This window comes from Cryobacterium sp. TMT4-31 (assembly GCF_004403385.1).
In the GTDB taxonomy this organism is placed as follows: Bacteria; Actinomycetota; Actinomycetes; order Actinomycetales; family Microbacteriaceae; genus Cryobacterium; species Cryobacterium zongtaii.
On sequence record NZ_SOGI01000025.1, the window covers coordinates 1 to 15,596 of the forward strand.

At 64.7% G+C, this 15,596-nt stretch carries 15 protein-coding genes; 10 read left to right on the forward strand and 5 right to left on the reverse strand.

What is annotated here, in order from left to right:
* Positions 1 to 116: 116 nt before the first annotated feature.
* Positions 117 to 536 (forward strand): hypothetical protein, encoded by a 420-nt coding sequence (locus tag E3T19_RS05425; RefSeq protein ID WP_134408273.1) that lies wholly within the window; start codon positions 117 to 119, stop codon positions 534 to 536.
* Between the two features lie 52 nt (positions 537 to 588).
* Here the strand turns inward: E3T19_RS05425 and E3T19_RS05430 are convergent, their stop codons facing one another.
* Positions 589 to 1,878, reverse strand: a complete 1,290-nt coding sequence (locus E3T19_RS05430) for an LCP family protein (protein ID WP_241980035.1) — start codon at positions 1,876 to 1,878, stop codon at positions 589 to 591.
* Between the two features lie 338 nt (positions 1,879 to 2,216).
* Here E3T19_RS05430 and E3T19_RS05435 point away from each other — a divergent pair, with 338 nt between their 5' ends.
* Positions 2,217 to 2,765 (forward strand): hypothetical protein, encoded by a 549-nt coding sequence (locus E3T19_RS05435; protein WP_134408274.1) that lies wholly within the window; start codon positions 2,217 to 2,219, stop codon positions 2,763 to 2,765.
* Between the two features lie 45 nt (positions 2,766 to 2,810).
* On the opposite strand, the gene E3T19_RS05440 is transcribed toward E3T19_RS05435, so the two are convergent.
* Complete coding sequence (locus tag E3T19_RS05440) at positions 2,811 to 3,671, reverse strand: aminoglycoside phosphotransferase family protein (protein ID WP_241980036.1); 861 nt, start codon at positions 3,669 to 3,671, stop codon at positions 2,811 to 2,813.
* A 180-nt stretch (positions 3,672 to 3,851) separates the two neighbouring features.
* Positions 3,852 to 4,508 carry a CatA-like O-acetyltransferase gene (locus E3T19_RS05445; RefSeq protein WP_134408276.1) on the reverse strand — a complete coding sequence of 219 codons (657 nt, stop codon included), beginning with the start codon at positions 4,506 to 4,508 and terminating at the stop codon, positions 3,852 to 3,854.
* A gap of 197 nt (positions 4,509 to 4,705) precedes the next feature.
* Here E3T19_RS05445 and E3T19_RS05450 point away from each other — a divergent pair, with 197 nt between their 5' ends.
* Both E3T19_RS05450 and E3T19_RS05455 read left to right on the forward strand, forming a co-directional pair.
* Positions 4,706 to 5,395, forward strand: a complete 690-nt coding sequence (locus E3T19_RS05450) for a hypothetical protein (protein WP_134408277.1) — start codon at positions 4,706 to 4,708, stop codon at positions 5,393 to 5,395.
* Positions 5,396 to 5,893: 498 nt separating this feature from the next.
* Positions 5,894 to 6,448 carry a hypothetical protein gene (locus tag E3T19_RS05455; protein ID WP_134408278.1) on the forward strand — a complete coding sequence of 185 codons (555 nt, stop codon included), beginning with the start codon at positions 5,894 to 5,896 and terminating at the stop codon, positions 6,446 to 6,448.
* Positions 6,449 to 6,484: 36 nt separating this feature from the next.
* Here E3T19_RS05455 and E3T19_RS05460 read toward each other — a convergent pair whose 3' ends face one another.
* Both E3T19_RS05460 and E3T19_RS05465 read right to left on the reverse strand, forming a co-directional pair.
* Positions 6,485 to 7,540 (reverse strand): DNA polymerase IV, encoded by a 1,056-nt coding sequence (locus E3T19_RS05460; protein WP_088457888.1) that lies wholly within the window; start codon positions 7,538 to 7,540, stop codon positions 6,485 to 6,487.
* 50 nt (positions 7,541 to 7,590) lie between these two features.
* Positions 7,591 to 8,379, reverse strand: coding sequence for a hypothetical protein (locus E3T19_RS05465; RefSeq protein ID WP_241980037.1), 789 nt, complete (start codon positions 8,377 to 8,379; stop codon positions 7,591 to 7,593).
* 78 nt (positions 8,380 to 8,457) lie between these two features.
* Between E3T19_RS05465 and E3T19_RS05470 the strand changes: the two genes are divergently transcribed.
* From E3T19_RS05470 to E3T19_RS05495, 6 genes are all read left to right on the forward strand, one after another.
* Complete coding sequence (locus E3T19_RS05470) at positions 8,458 to 11,856, forward strand: BTAD domain-containing putative transcriptional regulator (protein ID WP_134408279.1); 3,399 nt, start codon at positions 8,458 to 8,460, stop codon at positions 11,854 to 11,856.
* A gap of 115 nt (positions 11,857 to 11,971) precedes the next feature.
* Positions 11,972 to 12,736 (forward strand): GAF and ANTAR domain-containing protein, encoded by a 765-nt coding sequence (locus E3T19_RS05475; RefSeq protein ID WP_134408280.1) that lies wholly within the window; start codon positions 11,972 to 11,974, stop codon positions 12,734 to 12,736.
* Entirely contained in the window at positions 12,729 to 13,442 is a 714-nt protein-coding gene (locus E3T19_RS05480) for a GAF and ANTAR domain-containing protein (RefSeq protein ID WP_103479648.1), read from the forward strand. The genes E3T19_RS05475 and E3T19_RS05480 overlap by 8 nt, the downstream gene beginning before the upstream one ends.
* Before the next feature lie 23 nt (positions 13,443 to 13,465).
* Positions 13,466 to 14,122, forward strand: a complete 657-nt coding sequence (locus E3T19_RS05485; protein ID WP_134408281.1) for a YigZ family protein — start codon at positions 13,466 to 13,468, stop codon at positions 14,120 to 14,122.
* Positions 14,123 to 14,180: 58 nt separating this feature from the next.
* Entirely contained in the window at positions 14,181 to 14,813 is a 633-nt protein-coding gene (locus E3T19_RS05490; protein ID WP_134408282.1) for a dihydrofolate reductase family protein, read from the forward strand.
* Positions 14,814 to 14,893: 80 nt separating this feature from the next.
* Complete coding sequence (locus E3T19_RS05495; protein ID WP_174776704.1) at positions 14,894 to 15,502, forward strand: CueP family metal-binding protein; 609 nt, start codon at positions 14,894 to 14,896, stop codon at positions 15,500 to 15,502.
* The last annotated feature ends 94 nt before the right edge of the window (positions 15,503 to 15,596 follow it).

Here is a 15,596-nt window from a genome sequence, read left to right on the forward strand (position 1 = left end):
AGCACCCCCAAAACTGGGCTCACCCCGACAAGTCACCCGCGCACGGCCGTCTGGACCACCAGGCTGCCTCGCAACTCGGGCGTGCCCAGCCGTGCTCAACGCCACATACTTGAGCCATGAAACGCACAGTCATGCTGCCAATGTTGGCCGTCCTCGCGTCCCTCGCCCTGACGGGCTGCGCACCCTCGGCCCCGGTGGCAGCGCGCGGCGCAGACACCCCCCTCGAACCAATCGACGCCTACGCTCTGTGCAAGGCTCAGACCCTGTCACTAGCCAACCCGGCTTCGCCTTCTGGCATATCGTGGGCCCCGTTTGAGAGTGCCGTCTCGTTGGTCCGCGACGACGGTGCAATCGGCATCTACATCGAAGCCACCAACGAGAACCGGGCCGAAGGAAGCGACGGGCGGGACATCGGCCTTTTCTGCAGGGTCGGCGGGACCATAGGAGAGCCCGACTGGCTCGGCTTCGGCGTTGGCTCGAGAGAGACAGACCGCGACTACATACTTGACATACTGTCAAGGACGGACCAGGCCTGAGCGTAGCCGGCGCGCTCTGCAGCGCTTGAGGACCCTCGAGCGAGGGGGGGGCTCACTCCACTGCCGGCGGCGGCGGCGGCGGCGCCAGTGCAGCAGCGATCAGGCCACGAATGTAGTCGTAGTCCGGTTCTGAAGGGTCGACCCCATTGTCCGGGACGAGCTCAACGGTGGCCATGGGGAGAGCCTTCGTCTTGCCGACCAGGTTGGTGAAATACCCCAACGCGCCTTGCGGGATGTCGGTCTTGACCACCTGCTGGCCGGCCGCTGCGATCCCCTGGAACTTGGTTAGCACGTTCGCGGGCGTGAACTGCGTGAGGATCGCCTGCTGCAGGACACGCTGACGGGCCATGCGGTCGTAGTCGCTGGAGCCGTGGCGGGCCCGTCCGTACCAGAGGGCGTTGAAGCCATCCATGTGCTGCTGACCCGGCTCCACCCAGCCTTCGACGTCGCTGAGATCGTCTTCCCGACCGCCGATGGGGAGCCGTTCGGCGACGTTGATGTCCACGCCGCCGAGCGCGTCGATGAGGTCGGAGAATCCTTGCATGTCGATGAGCGCGTAGTACTGAATCGTGAGACCGGTGACACCGCGTGCGGCGTCGCGCATCCCCTCGATACCGGGTTCGCTTCCCGCGGCCACGGCGTTGGGGTACATCTCCGGACTCTTTTGATCCACCTCGGTATAAATCGCGTTGAGCATGCACGCCGTCACATCACAGAAGTCCTCGTAGCCATAGCCGTTCGGGTACGCCGCGTTCAGCGGCGAGTCCTCCGGGAAGGGGACCAGGGTGAGATCCCGGGGCAGGCCGATGATGACGGCCTGCCCCGTCTCGGCGTCGATGCTGACCACCGACATGCTGTCCGGGCGCATACCGTCTCGGTCAGGACCAGAGTCCCCGCCCAGGAGCAAGATGTTGTAGCGGCCGTCGACCGGCGGCTCTGACGGTGCCGTGATGAACATCGTTGAGAGGACCCCGCTTGCCGTTGTGGCCACGTAGGCGCCGTACCCGGACGAGCCGGCCACGACGATCATGACGATCGTCGCCAGCCCTGCAATGTAGGGCCGAGCCTTGGGGCGAATCCTCACCAAACGCGCCAGGCGAAGGGTGTCAAAGGTCAGGATTACCCACAGCAGGCTGTAGAACAACATCACCGCGGCCAGGGCCCACAGGCCGATCGTATTGGTGGCCACGGTGAGCACGAGTTCGGGATTGACCTTGTACACCACGCCGGCCGTTGCCAGCAGCGCGAGGAAGCTCAGAGACGCGCGCAGGCCGAACCGGCCGAGGCCGCGGCTACCAGCGAGCACCTGCGCAGATCCCGGCATCAGGATGTTCAAGACCACGAGCCACCACGCTCGACGCGTCATGACAGGTCGAGAGCCCGGATCTGGATAGCGAATCGGACTGGAAGACCCGACAGAGAACACGTGTCCCCTTCTCACTTGCATCTCAGAAGCCAAATTAGCGCCGTGGACGCAACCGCCCCCTAGGACCCCCACCCCGCGAGCACCGAGCACACACGTTACGCCTTACGAATCGAACGAATGCCGAAACCGACCGGTGACAGAGCACTTCCGTCCAAGATCACTCCCCTATTGGGGGCATACATGCCGAGGCCCTACCGGGAGCACCGGCTGTTGGCAGCCCTCGAAGTGCACGAAGCGGCAATACCATCAACATTATGAGATCTCCCGCCCAGACCTACGGCACCGCCGTTCTTGTGTTGGTCCTAGGCGCCGGTCTCTCCTCATGCGCAACTCCATCTCAACCAGAGACCGGCACACAAACCTCATTGGCAAGCTGCGACGACATCATGCCGGGGAAGCTGGCTCAGGACCTTTTCGGGAGGTCCGCCGAGGTGGTGCAACTGCACACAAGTGAGCCTGACGCTGTCGATCCCCTGGTCGACAGAATGGTCAGCGATGGCATAGCCTGCGGTGGCCTTATCAACGATGTCGTGATCCTCGATGGTGCCGTGTACGTTGGCCAGCTTGCCATGGATGAGGATCAATGGGCGGTGACTAAGTCAGAGTTTGCTGCCGACGGTCACGACGTGGTCGATGAAATCGTCGAAGGATGGGTGTACGTGTCTAAGCCCGGCGATGATCCGACAATGGGCAGTGGTTTCGCCTGGCGAGACGGGGTGCTCTACTACGTACAGAATCCCTTCGTGCTCGCGCTGCTGCCACCCTTCGCGTCAGAATTTGCCGAGGCTACGCCTCTGTCCTGAAATGCTGAGCAACGTGACGGACGACGGTCCCTGCGGCCGCTTAATTCACTTCGAGCTTTCGAATTCGTTGAAGATTGCTTCAAGGGCGCTGAGAGCACCTCGTGACTCGTCGTCCTTTTGGTCGAATGTCCCCGCATAGGTAGAAAGCGTCTTCCATAGCGCCCAGCCCCGCCCACGCGCCCACGCCGGAGCGTCGATATCCAGCTGGTTCCGGAACACATTTCGACCCTCCGAGGTCAGTAGTGTCCAGGCTCCCGCAAGATCGCAGGATGGATCACCCACACCGCAGGTTCCAAAGTCTATGACGGCCGCCAACCGGCCATCGACGAGCAACAGGTTGCCTTGAGCGATGTCGCCGTGGAACCACGCTGGCGCACGATCCCAAGGAGCGCTCAAAGCTGCGCCCCAAATGTCCTCCGCTAGCCCGACGTCGATTCGGCCCTCAAGAACACTCAGCGCGTTTCGTAGTGTCGCGTCAAAAGTGCGCAGTGAGCCGCCGCGGAACCAATTATGCGTACCAGGGCGGGGTCCGCCGGTGGGGTCTATCTGTTGCAACGCTTCGAGGAAGTCGGCGAGGTCCTCAGCAAATCGAAGCGGGTCGGCAACGCGATCGGCGGCGGCCGTCTCTCCGTCGAGCCACGCGTAAACGGACCACGAAAACGGATAATCCTCGCTCGGGCGTCCCTTCCCCAGAGGGGTCGGAATGGGCAACGGGAGTTGGCCGGCGATCTGAGGGAGCCAATGCTGCTCCTTCTCCACCGCGAGGGCATACTCAGCCGCGCTAGGTAGTCGGATCGACATTTCCGGGCCGAGATGGAATGTCCAGTTGTCCCATCCGCCGAGGGCGACCGGCGTGACAGGGAGGGCGGACCACTGGGGAAATTGTGTTGCGATGAGCCGCTGCACTAGTTCGCTGTCGACAGTGACACGGGCAGGCAGGGGTCCAAGGTCATGCCCGCCGCTCATGCTGCACATCGTAATCAACACCTTTGCTCGCGCGTGACTAAGCCCGGTGCGTTTGCACGCGATCCGACTACTGACGCCCATGCCGCTCGTGCGTGACATCCGTCATCGGGCCCAGGTCCGTTAATTGGCGAGCCACGAGGGGTCGGAAAAGAGTTCTTGCAGCTCTTGGACAAGGCGAGCGGTGTGGAAACCGTCAGCGGCCGCATGATGCACCTGAATGGCGACGGGCATCATGGTTCGCCCCCCAGACTCCCTGTACCGACCCAGGGTGAATATCGGCAGAAGATGCTTCCAGCCGTCGCGTATCTGCAGGCTGAACCCCGTGAACGACGTCCACGGAACGCTTGATATATCAAACACATTTACGGGCATGTCTGGTTGCGGCTGAAACGACGTGGAGGTGCGGTATCTGGCCAAGACGTCGGCCGCGTGTTCATGGAAGGTAAAGAAGTCGGCGTGAAAAGGAGACCAGACGTTGGAGAACGTCTCTCGCTCCGGGTTGAAGACGGTGAATGCAGGGTGAACGATGTCCCAGGTCGCGGGGATCTTCTCATCGGTGAGAGCCATCCGGAACTCGACGTGTCTATTCACTACTGAGGCGATGGCCCATACCTGCGCGATATAGCTCTTCCATGGACGGACACGAAGCGCCGCTACCAACTCTGTGACGTCGAGTTCGACCGTGATGGCATAAGTGCACTCGACGCGGGTGAGGTAGTGCTCGAAGTGCTCCCGCCGAGGCCAATTGTGCATATCGATCGCACGTGTATGTGTCATGCTCTCGAGCCTAAGTCGGGTAGGCAGCTCCACCGGTCCGCTACGTGGTCGGCAGCGTCGGGCCGGCCTTCGTCTGGCTGTTGGGGGCTCTCTCTTTCTCCGCACCCGGCGGCCAACGCCGCGCAAGGGGAGTGTGTGCCGGCCCGCAGCACTCTGGGCAGGTGACGCCAGGGCGCAATAGGGTGGGCGGATGAACTGTGACGGTGTTGTTAGCGGGACGACATGAGCAGGATGCCGTGAATCCGAGGGGCAGCGCGATACTGAGTCTGATCGTCGGCTTCGTTGCATCCGTTTTTGCGGGAAGTGGCTTTCTGCTGGGACTGGTGCGGGAGGACCTACATTTCCAGTGCAGTTTCCATCACATGGGCAGCGATGATCCTGGCTCGTTCTATTGCGCAGACGGTATCGGTTACATCGGTGTTGGAGTGGCCACGTATGGCGTGTATGGCGTTATTCTGCTGATCGCTCTCGGTATCGCCATGGCGGACTTGAAGTCGTCGGGAATACAGTCGCGGCTCATGGCAGGCATCTCAATTTTGCCCATCGCCATGTTCAGCTGGTCCACCTGGTACGCGACAAGCACCCGTCCTATCGATCAGGCGCCGGGCGCCAACTACTGGGTCCAGCCCCTTCTGCCCGTGACGGCAGTCTTAGTCACTGCCGTGATCGTCATCCTGGCAGCCGGGCTTATTCCTCGACCACGGTTACGCACCGCCGGATTCCGAGTGGCAATGGCACTGTTCATCGCGGCTGCGCTCATTCAGCCTGGCAGTCTCTCGGCCGTCGCCGTCACCCTCGGGACATTGGCTGCGGCAGTGTGTCTCGAGTGGCGAGTGCCAGACGAGGTCGAAACCCCCACGGTCACGTCCGCCAAGAAATTCCTCTAAGACAAACCGCACCAACCGACAGCAATGGCATAGCCCCTGTGTGGTCTCTCGAGCCACCTGCCCCCATCCCGTGGATTTCGAGACAGTGGAGTGGACGGATAATCAACGCAAACGGCCCATTGCCCCTGTTCTGGGGCGAGGGTGGTCACTGGTTCCCCAGTAGGTTTCAGGTGGACTCCCTGGAGCGGGTCTAGCGGTGTTCCAGGCCCGACCATCTTGGCTATTCGGATTGGGGTTGCCCACATCCGCTGATAGGGGTGAGATCGTGGATCTGTTGACCATAGCGATGCTCGTACTGCTGATCGCAGTTGTCGCGACCCTCATAACTACGCAGCTTCGCCGCAACAAACGGCAAGCGGAACAGCCGCATGTTGCCCCACTCCCCCGTCCGGGAAAACGAACACCCTGGCGATCGTCGCCTTCGTGCTGTCCTACTTCCTCAGCGGTGTACGCCATCCCCCGCTACCTCTCGGCCGGCGAATGGTAATTCGGCCAAGGATGTTCCAGCGCAGCAACGTCATCCGTCCGCTCCTCATCGTGCCAATCCTCGCTGTTGTGCTCGCCGGGTGCGCCCCGTCGAACGCCCCGGCGACGGTCAAAACCGCGGCGCCGACTGCCAGCTCGACGCTGACGCCGGACACAGGCCTGCCTGCCGACGATGAGTTCCCCTTGACGACGCCGGCACCAACACCGCTCGCAGAACCCGGCACCCTCACCGCCGACGGCGCTTACCGGCTGTGCATGGATGCCTCAGCCCAGAATCAGATCGAGTTCAACACTTCCTCCACCGTCACTGGTGCACCCCGCACCCGCGCCGACTACGAGAACGCACCCTTGGCCGACTCCACAGTGAACGACGGGGGAGACGGCTACTTCTTCGTCTATTCGGATCTGACCGATCACAGCGCGGCAGCGGACATCTCCGAAGCCGGCGCATCGTACTGCCTCGTCGGCGGAACGCTCAGCGAACCCCTCTGGGAGACTTACGGCTTGGTCGAGCGCAATTACGGCGAGACCCTCGATCCGTACGCACCGTTCTCCAGCATGGAGTGACCTTCATCCGCGCTGACAGGCAAGGGAGTGTCGCCGTCACCAACCGCCACGCGTCGGAGTATGGCCCTGTCGGGCGTCGTCTGGCATGGCCATTTCGGCCCGCAGCCCCAGGAGCCGGATCGGACGGCCCGCTTCGATTCCGGTCGCGAGGTCCAGGGCCCCCGCGAGGATTTCGTTGCCATCGGATGTGCCCTGGATCTTCCTCGCGCGGGTCGTGGTGACGAACGGCGCATAGCGAATCTTGAGGGTCAGCCCGATGACGGGCCGCCCTTCGGCCAGGACATCCTCGAGCACCCGCGCCGTCAGCTCACGCACGGCGTCGTCCACCTGGGCAGGGTCGGTCAGGTCGCGTTGGAAGGTGGTCTCCCGGCTATGCCCGCGGGCGACCCACGGGGTGTCATCCACAACACTGGCACCGTCCCCGCGTCCGAGTTCCGCGTACCACGGCCCCATCTTGGGCCCGAACTCCAGGACCAGGTCCTGGGGGTCGGTCGCGGCGAGTTCGGCGACGGTGTTGATACCGAGTTTCGCCAGCCGGCCAGACACTTTGCTTCCCACGCCCCACAGATCCTTGGTGGGCCGGCTGCCCAAGACACCGAGCCAGTTCCCGGCCGTGAGACGGAAGACGCCGGCCGGCTTGGCAAAACCGGTGGCGACCTTGGCGCGGACCAGAGTGTCGCCGATGCCCACACTGCACTGCAGCAGAGTCCGCTCCAGTACAGCGGCCTGCACCTGCCGGGCGTAGATTTCCGGATTCTCGGTCTTTATGCCGACAAAGGCTTCATCCCAACCCAACACCTGCACGGTGGCTCCGGGCTGCGCACGCAGGGCAGCCATCACAGTTTCCGACGCCGCGAGGTACGCCTCCTGATCAACCGGCAGGATCACGGCGTCGGGCACCTTGCGGGCCGCAATACGCAGGGGCATCCCGGAGCCCACTCCAAACGCCCTGGCTTCGTAAGAGGCGGTCGACACCACCGCTCGTTCCGTGGGGTCACCCCGACCGCCGACGATGACCGGCCGGCCCGCAAGTTCCGGTCGTCGGAGCACTTCGACCGCCGCAATGAACTGGTCAAGATCGACGTGCAGTATCCAGGGGATTCCGCTCACGCCGCCAGTCTGCCCCGACCTCGTCGAGAGTGTCACTCTTCACGGACGAACTCGATCGAATCGAAGACGGCGCGCGCCTCTTCCGTCAACTCGTCAGTGACCGATTGGAACTCACCCACCGCAAAGAGAGCGAGCTCACCATTCAGGTCGAGCACCCGCTCGGTCTCGCGTTCGGTCACCATTGAGTACCCGCGTGTGCAGTCGGTGGCCTGTTCCGACCAGAGGCAGACGTGTTCCTTGCCGCAGTCGTTGATGTTGATGCCGCTCTCGACGGAGTAGTCGAACTCAAAGCCTGAATAGTCGCCCATCACGACCTCAACCGGCGGTGTGGTCTCCGTTGAAGCCTGCGCGGTCATCGCAGCGACAAAGGCCTCAGGCGACGGGTCCACGGCGACGAGCGCGTCCTGCCAGGCGCAGGCATCCGTCGGCACATAGCCGGGGCTCAGGAAATTCACGAAGACCTCCCAATCCTTCAGGACACCCCAGCCGAAGGATTCCCAGCCGTCTGGAACGGTGACCTCGAAGGGTGCTGTGAAGCCGTAGACGACGTAGGTGCCGGCGTCGATGGCACCGGTCGCCGGCAGCGGTTTGGTCGTTTCAGTCTCCGCGGTCGGTGCGGGGGTGGGCCTCTCGGCCGCTGCGGTGCAGGCCGCGAAACCGGCGCACGCCAGCAGGGCGACCACGACACCCGCCAGCGGCGAACGCGTCGGATGAGTGGCGCCTGAGCGCCGGGATGATGTCCACATGTCTGATCCTTCCGTTCGGACCGTGCAGCGAGATGGCTGCAAAGTCAGTAAAGGACGCGCCGATATCAGCTGCATACCGGAAGCCCAGCCGGCCGGTATCGGCCCGATATCGGCCGTCTTGACTGATGTCGGAGGCGAGCGCACAGTGGCGTCATGGAGATACGCGTCCTTGGATCGCTGACTCTTGACGACGGTCGGATTCCTCTTGCTCCGCGCGATCGTGCGGTGATGAGTGCGCTCACGGTCCGCCTCGGTGAATCCCTGTCGGTCGAGTCCCTCGCGGCGGCGCTCTGGGGCGACAACTTGCCCGCGTCGTGGTCGCACATCATTCCTGGATGCATCATGCGGTTGCGCCGGCTGATCGCACCGGCACAGATCGAGACCACCGCACTCGGATACCGGCTGTCCGCAGAGCACCTCACGGTCGACGCCGATCAGTTCGAGCGACTCGTTGCGCGGGGCACTCAGCAACTGGAGCTCGGTGAACCCGAGCGTGCCACGCATACGTTTTCGGAGGCGCTCGCGTTGTGGCGAGGTGAGCCCTTCGTCGACCTCATTGACTGGGCGCCGGCAGAAATCGAGTCCGGTCGTCTCGAGGAGATGCGGTTGGGGGTCGAGGAGCTTCTCCTCGACGCACGGCTCCAGGCCGGCGAGGTTCAGGAGGTCGCCGCATTGGCGCGCGCCCGCGTCGCCGAAGCTCCACTGCGGGAGCGACGCTGGGTGGTGCTGAGCGTGGCGCAATATCGCCAGGGGCGGCAGGCGGAGGCCATCGCCACCGTACGCAGGGCGCGAGGGCTTCTCGCTTCCGAGCTGGGGCTGGATCCGTGCACGGAGCTCGCTGAGCTGGAACAAGCTATCCTCCGGCAAGATCCATCCCTACTGTCCGACCGAGTTTTCCGGCCCGGGAGTACCGAGTGTCCGTACTTCGGTCTGCCTCACGCGCGCGTGGAGGACGCCGAGCGGTACTTCGGTCGCGAGCGGGAGCTGTCCGGGGCGCTGCGAGCGCTCGACGAACACGGCGTGCTGCTCGTCACCGGCTCATCGGGTGTCGGCAAATCCTCGTTCGTCAGGGCGGGGATCGGCGCGGAGATGATCGCCCGCGGCAGAGAAGTCGCCATCGTGACGCCCGGCGAGCATCCGATCGATGCACTGCGCGATGTTGGTCTCACGCCCGGAAACTCACTGCTCATCGTTGATCAATGCGAGCACGCGTTCGCCGCGGACGACCCCGCCGAGATTCGGGAGTTCTTCGGCGCCCTGCAGCGCATGGTCTACCGTGGCCTGCTCGTCATCGCGATCCGCGCAGACCGTCTCGGCGACTTGGCCGATCACGACGGCTTTGCCGGGATCATTCAGTCGCACATGCTCATGCTCACCGCGCTCGGCCCCGACGGGCTCCGGGCCGTGATCGAAAAGCCCGCGGAGCAGGCCGGGCTCATCCTGGAGCCGGGCCTCGTCGAGATCCTCGTCCGCGACGCCGATGGGCGAAACCTTCCGCTGCTGTCCCACGCCCTGCGCCAGGTGTGGGCACGGCGTGAGGGCCGCGTCCTGACCGTCGACGCCTATCGGGCTTCCGGTGAGATCAAGGGCGCCGTCGCGAAGACGGCTGAAGAGGTCATCGCCGCGCTCCCGGCTGAGGACAGGCATTTGCTGCGCGACATCCTCCTCCGACTCGTCGAAGCATCCGCGGACGGTGCGGTCGTAGCTCGTCGGATTGAACGCTCACGGATTTCGATCGACGACGCCCACGCGAGGATCGTCGATCGGTTGGTCGATGCGCGCCTGCTCACCACCGACGAGGAATCGGTGCAGTTGTCGCACGAAGCACTCGCACGGGAATGGCCCCGGTTGAAGGACTGGCTCGCGGACGATGTCGAGGGCCAGCGGATCATGCGACACCTTGGAGCCGCGGCCGCCGCCTGGGATGCGATGGGACGACCCGAAAGCGAGCTCTATCGCGGCGGGCGGCTGACGGCGACCCAGCACTGGAGGGACGCGGCCGATCCCGCACTCACGCCGGTCGAGCGAGACTTCCTCAACGCGGCGGCTGAGCAGGAGTCCGCCGGGCTCGAGGCCGCCCAAAGGCAACTGCGGACAGAGCGCCGGATGGTGCGACGTCTGAAATGGGTGTCGGCCGGCGCTGCGGGTCTCGCGATCCTCGCTGTCACGGCGGGCCTCATCGCGGGCTTCCAGACGAACCTCGCGGGCGAGCGTGCGACGGTTGGGGAGGCACGCCGCGTCGCCGCGTCGGCGCTCGAGGAGCCGCACTTCGATCGCGCGCTGCTGCTCGCGGTCGAGGCCATCCAACTCTGGGACAGTTCCGAAACACGTGTCAATCTTGTGCGGGTCTTCGCGCGCGCGCCCCGCTTGACGAGCATCATTCGTATCCAGGAAGACGGTGTGGCTGCGAAGAGCATGTCGGTCGCGGAGAACGGGACTCGAGCAGCGGTGATCGATAGCGATGACGATGTGCGCCTCTTCGATCTTGACAGCCGCTCGCAGCTCGGCGAGTACGGCCCCTTCGGCGGGAACGTGGTGTCATCGGCCGTCGACCCCGCTTCGGGCACCGTCGCGTACAGCGCGACATCGGACCTGTGTAGCGTCCTCCCCTGCCCTAGTGGGCGAACGGGAACGGTGGATCTCGCGGACGGAGGACGCTCGTCCGTGACGACCTACGCAGGCCTGGCTGGGACAGCGGCGGATGTCGAGTACTCCGCCGACGGATCCCTGTTCGCGGCGCTCGCGGCGACACGCCCGTTCGAGCCGTCTGGGAGTGTCGCCCTGTGGCGAGGCGGAGCAGAGAACCCGTCCGGCCCAACAATCCTGAGTTTGGACGTGAGCGGGTCAGAGCTCGCCGCCCCAATCGGGTGGGTCGGCCAGTTCGGCGCGGTGAAATTCTCGCCGGACGGTTCGCGGCTGTACGCCAGCCGATTCGGACCGACCGTGGTGTACGAGACGGCATCGGGTGCCGTGCTGGATCGGATCGCCGGAGCCGGGATTCTGGCCGTCAGCCCGGACGGCCGTCGGATCGCGGTCCGGGATGGCTTACTCGCGGCGCGCATCGTCGACTCGACCGGGGGCGCAGCGCCCGTCACCGTCCCGCTGACTGACTTTCCATCGGTGGCCGATTTCAGCCCTGACGGCAGTCACCTCGCTGTCGCCGCCGGCACCGGCGTCGTGGTGTTCAAGACCGAGACCGGAGACGTTGCGGAGTCGCTTCGTAATCACGAAGGCGCGGTCACCGCGGTCGAGTACCGGCCGACCGGTGAGCTGGTGGCCGCCGGGGAGGACGGCGCGATCATCACGTGGGACCTCGGCGATTGGTCGGCGGGTTTTCGCACCGACCAGTTCGTCGTGCGGAGGTCGGCCGGTGCGGAGAGCAGCGAACGCACCCTGGCTCTTGAACGATCCGATGGGAGTACGCAGGTGGTCATCGCCGACCCGGCGGCCTGGGAGGAACGCGCGTGTCAGGTCGCGGGACGGGTACTGACCGAACAGGAGTGGGGGGAGCTCCTGGGCGCTCGGCCCTACACGCCGGCATGCCGCGATTGATCCCTCACGGACTGGGTCGGACACACACCGAACAGCTGCAAGCCATGCGGGACGGCCAGCTGAGCTGGAGCGTCAGGGTATTGCCGTCATCTACGACTAACCGCGCCAGAATGCAATGGGTTGGCTAGCCGATCTCTGCCGCGTACTCTGGCAAAAAACAGGAGGAATAGCAGTGATGGCGAATGATCCGTTCCTGATGGCATCGGATGCCCTGTCCGATAGCGGAGCCCGGATCTCCGAGCTTGCCCGTCCATTCCTGCGGTTTCTGCCCATTTCTGGCGCCTCGATCTCGACCTTCGGATCGTTTCTTGGCGCCGAAACGATTTCAGCCACGGATGCCCGCGCCGGGCGTGTGGATGAACTGCAATTCGACCTCGGTGAAGGTCCGTGCTGGGACGCTTTGGTCAACCGGGAACCTGTTCTCGAACCCGACCTTGCCTCCACGACCAGCGTCTCCTGGCCGACCTTCCTAGACGCCATTCGTGAGGAGGAGATCGGGGCGATCTTCGCCTTTCCGCTTCTCTTCGGCCCGCTGGAGATCGGCGCCGTTGACCTGTACTCCATAGCCCCGGTCTCCCTCACCCCCGAGCAACAGGGGCAGACGCTCGCCCTCTCAGCCCTGGTCAGCCGGATTATCCTGCGCCACGCCATCAGCACCGACAGCATCCCCGACGATACGACGACATTCTCACGGCGACTCATCCATCAGGCGACGGGCATGGTCCTCGCCCAACTCGGAACGACCGCCGAGGACGCACACCTGATCATCCAGGCGCGGGCCTTCGCCGAGAATCGTCCAATGCGCCAGATCGCCCAGGACGTCATCGAACGGCGGATCCGCTTCACCGCGCTGACCAACACGGGCCGATCTCATGAATGAAACGACCCGCCTCGAATTGCTCTTTGATGCCTTCGCCACCTTCGCGGACACCCTCGTTGTCGGATATGACGTCCTCGAGCTCTTGCAAACCCTGGTGGAGACCTGCCGCGATCTCCTCGACGTCGATTCCGCCGGAATTCTCCTGGCCAATGCCGCAGACAAGCTCGAGGTCGTCGCCTCCACCAGCGAGGCGAACACCCTCGTGGAAGTGATGCAAATCGACGCTGACGCGGGGCCCTGCCTGGAGTGCTTCCGCACCCGTGCCGTGGTGTCCTTGCCGGACATCGACGTCGGTTCCTCCCGCTGGGCAGCGTTCTGCGAAACCGCCCGCTCGCAGGGCATCCACTCGGTCTATGCCATCCCCCTGCGACTCCGGGAGACGACAATCGGCACGTTGAATCTCATGCGGAACGAGCGAGGGGAGCTCAATCAGTACGATATCCGGGCCGCACAGGCCCTCGCCGACGTGGCGACCATCGGCATCCTGCAGGAGCGCACCATCCGTGATGCCTCAACGCTTCGCGATCAGCTGCAGAAAGCCCTCTCAAGCCGGATCATCATCGAGCAGGCCAAGGGCGTCGTCGCGGAAACCGCCAACGTGTCGATTGAGGCGGCTTTTGACCTCATTCGCCGACACGCCCGTTCGCACCAGACGTCCCTGACCCTGGTCGCACAAAGTCTCGTCACCCGGGAGCTCAGCCTCTGATCCAACTGCGCGAGACTGGGCACATGTCTGATCTCACTCTGCGCGGCGGCCTCGGCAGCCATGTTGAGGCCGAAATCGACGTCAAACGATCCAGATTCCTCTGCAGTCTCGTCAGAATCGACACCGAGGATGCCGCGCGTGCGGCGATCGACGAAGCGCGCAAGAAGCACTGGGGCGCCCGCCACCACTGCTCGGCATTCGTGATCGGGCCGTGGGGCACACCCGATCAGGTGCGCCGCTCGAATGACGACGGGGAACCATCCGGAACCGCGGGGCGACCGATGTTGGAGGCGCTGTCCGGACGCGGATTGGTCGACTGCCTGGCTGTCGTCACTCGGTACTTCGGTGGCACGCTCCTCGGTGCCGGCGGTCTTGTGCGCGCCTACTCGGAGGCCGTGACCACCACGATCGATCGGGCCCAGGCCCTCGGGGTGCTCGTGGGACGCGAGCGCCGTGAGTTGTTCACGCTCACCCTCCCCCATGCGGATGCGGGCCGCATCGAGGCCGAGTTGCGCCAGCGGGGTGTGCTCCTCCTGGGCACGGACTATGGGCGGGACGCGGTGATGCACATCACCGATACCGACGCCGAGCGGCTCGCCGCGATCGTCGCCCACGTCACGGCCGGAAGCGAACACCTGGAGAGCCTCGGCCACGAATGGGTCGACGTCGAACCCGCCTGACGCCCCGCCGGGGCAACAGAGGCCTACAGTGGGCTGCATCGCGCCGAAGGGAGATCATATGTCCGGTCGGATTCACATCGACCACTTCACCACCCTCGACGGGGTCGCCCAGGCTCCCGGCGGTCCCGACGAAGATACGGATAGCGAATTCGCGTTCGGCGGGTGGCAGGCGCCCCTGCTCGACGACACCGTCGGCGCCCAGGTCGACGCCGGGATCCAGGCCATGGACGCGCTGCTACTTGGGCGGCGTACCTACGACATCTTCGCGGCGTACTGGCCTCATCAACTCGACGGGCCCGCCGCCGGAATCGCCCGCACGTTCGACTCGATCCCCAAGTACGTGGCGTCGCGGGGCTCGCCGGAACTCGGCTGGCGCGACTCGCACCTGCTCGGCCGCGATCTCGCCCGGGAGCTGACCGCGCTGCGCAAGCGGCACCGGGAAATCCACGTGATCGGAAGCATCGATTTCGCCCGCACCCTGGTCGCCGATGGCCTGTTCGACCAGCTGAACCTGTGGGTATATCCGATCGTGGTCGGGGCTGGCAAGAGACTGTTCCCCGACGACGGACCCCCGATGGCCCTGGAGCTGCTCGGCGCCGAGCCGGCCTCGGAGAAGGGAGCGGTTCTCCTCCGGTACGGTCCGACGGGTTTGGTGCCGACGACGGGCGACATGACCCGAGCCGACCCGTGAACCTCGGAAAAAGCTGAGCATCCTCGCTCCCGGGACCTTGGTCACTGGGACCGGCGACCGGCCGGCATCACGCTGGAGGAATGTTCCGTTCACGATCTGCAGCGAGCCTCGGCACGCTAGTCCTCCTCTTCGCCATCTCAGCGTGCGCCGGCGACGGTGCGACGAGCCCCACATCCACTGCGGGCTCGATCGGCCTGGGGGCGGATGCCGATGCCATGCTCGCCGAGTTCGACATCGCGGCGCCCGCCAACGTGGAGGACCTCATTGAGCAGCTCCAGTCGCAGCCACTGGCCGAGCGCCCGGCCGGCCTGATGGCCTCCGTGCGGGTCAACGAGCTACTGCTCTCCAGCGGGGACGACGAGGTGGGCGTCCCCCTCCCGACCGACGACTTCCACCTCTCCGTCGCGCCCTATCTGAACGACACTCACGACTGCTACTTCCACTCGCTGACGACCTGCGTCGGGGAACTCGCCGACGAGGAGCTGCAGGTGACGATCACCGACGACGCCAACAACGAGGTGTTCCTCGACGAGACCGTCACCACGTTTGAGAACGGATTCTTCGATGTGTGGCTCCCGGCCGGGCGCGAGCTCACGATGCGCATCGACGACGGTGAGAACACCGCAGAGGTGCCGGTCGGCACCGGCGCGGACGATCCCACCTGTGTCACCACGGTGCAACTGAGTTGACCGACCGCGGGCGCTCCGAGTTGCTCTCGCCGCACCACGCGCACCAGACTGGAACCACCGGATCGCTATTGAGTTTTCCGCCTGTGGCTAAGGA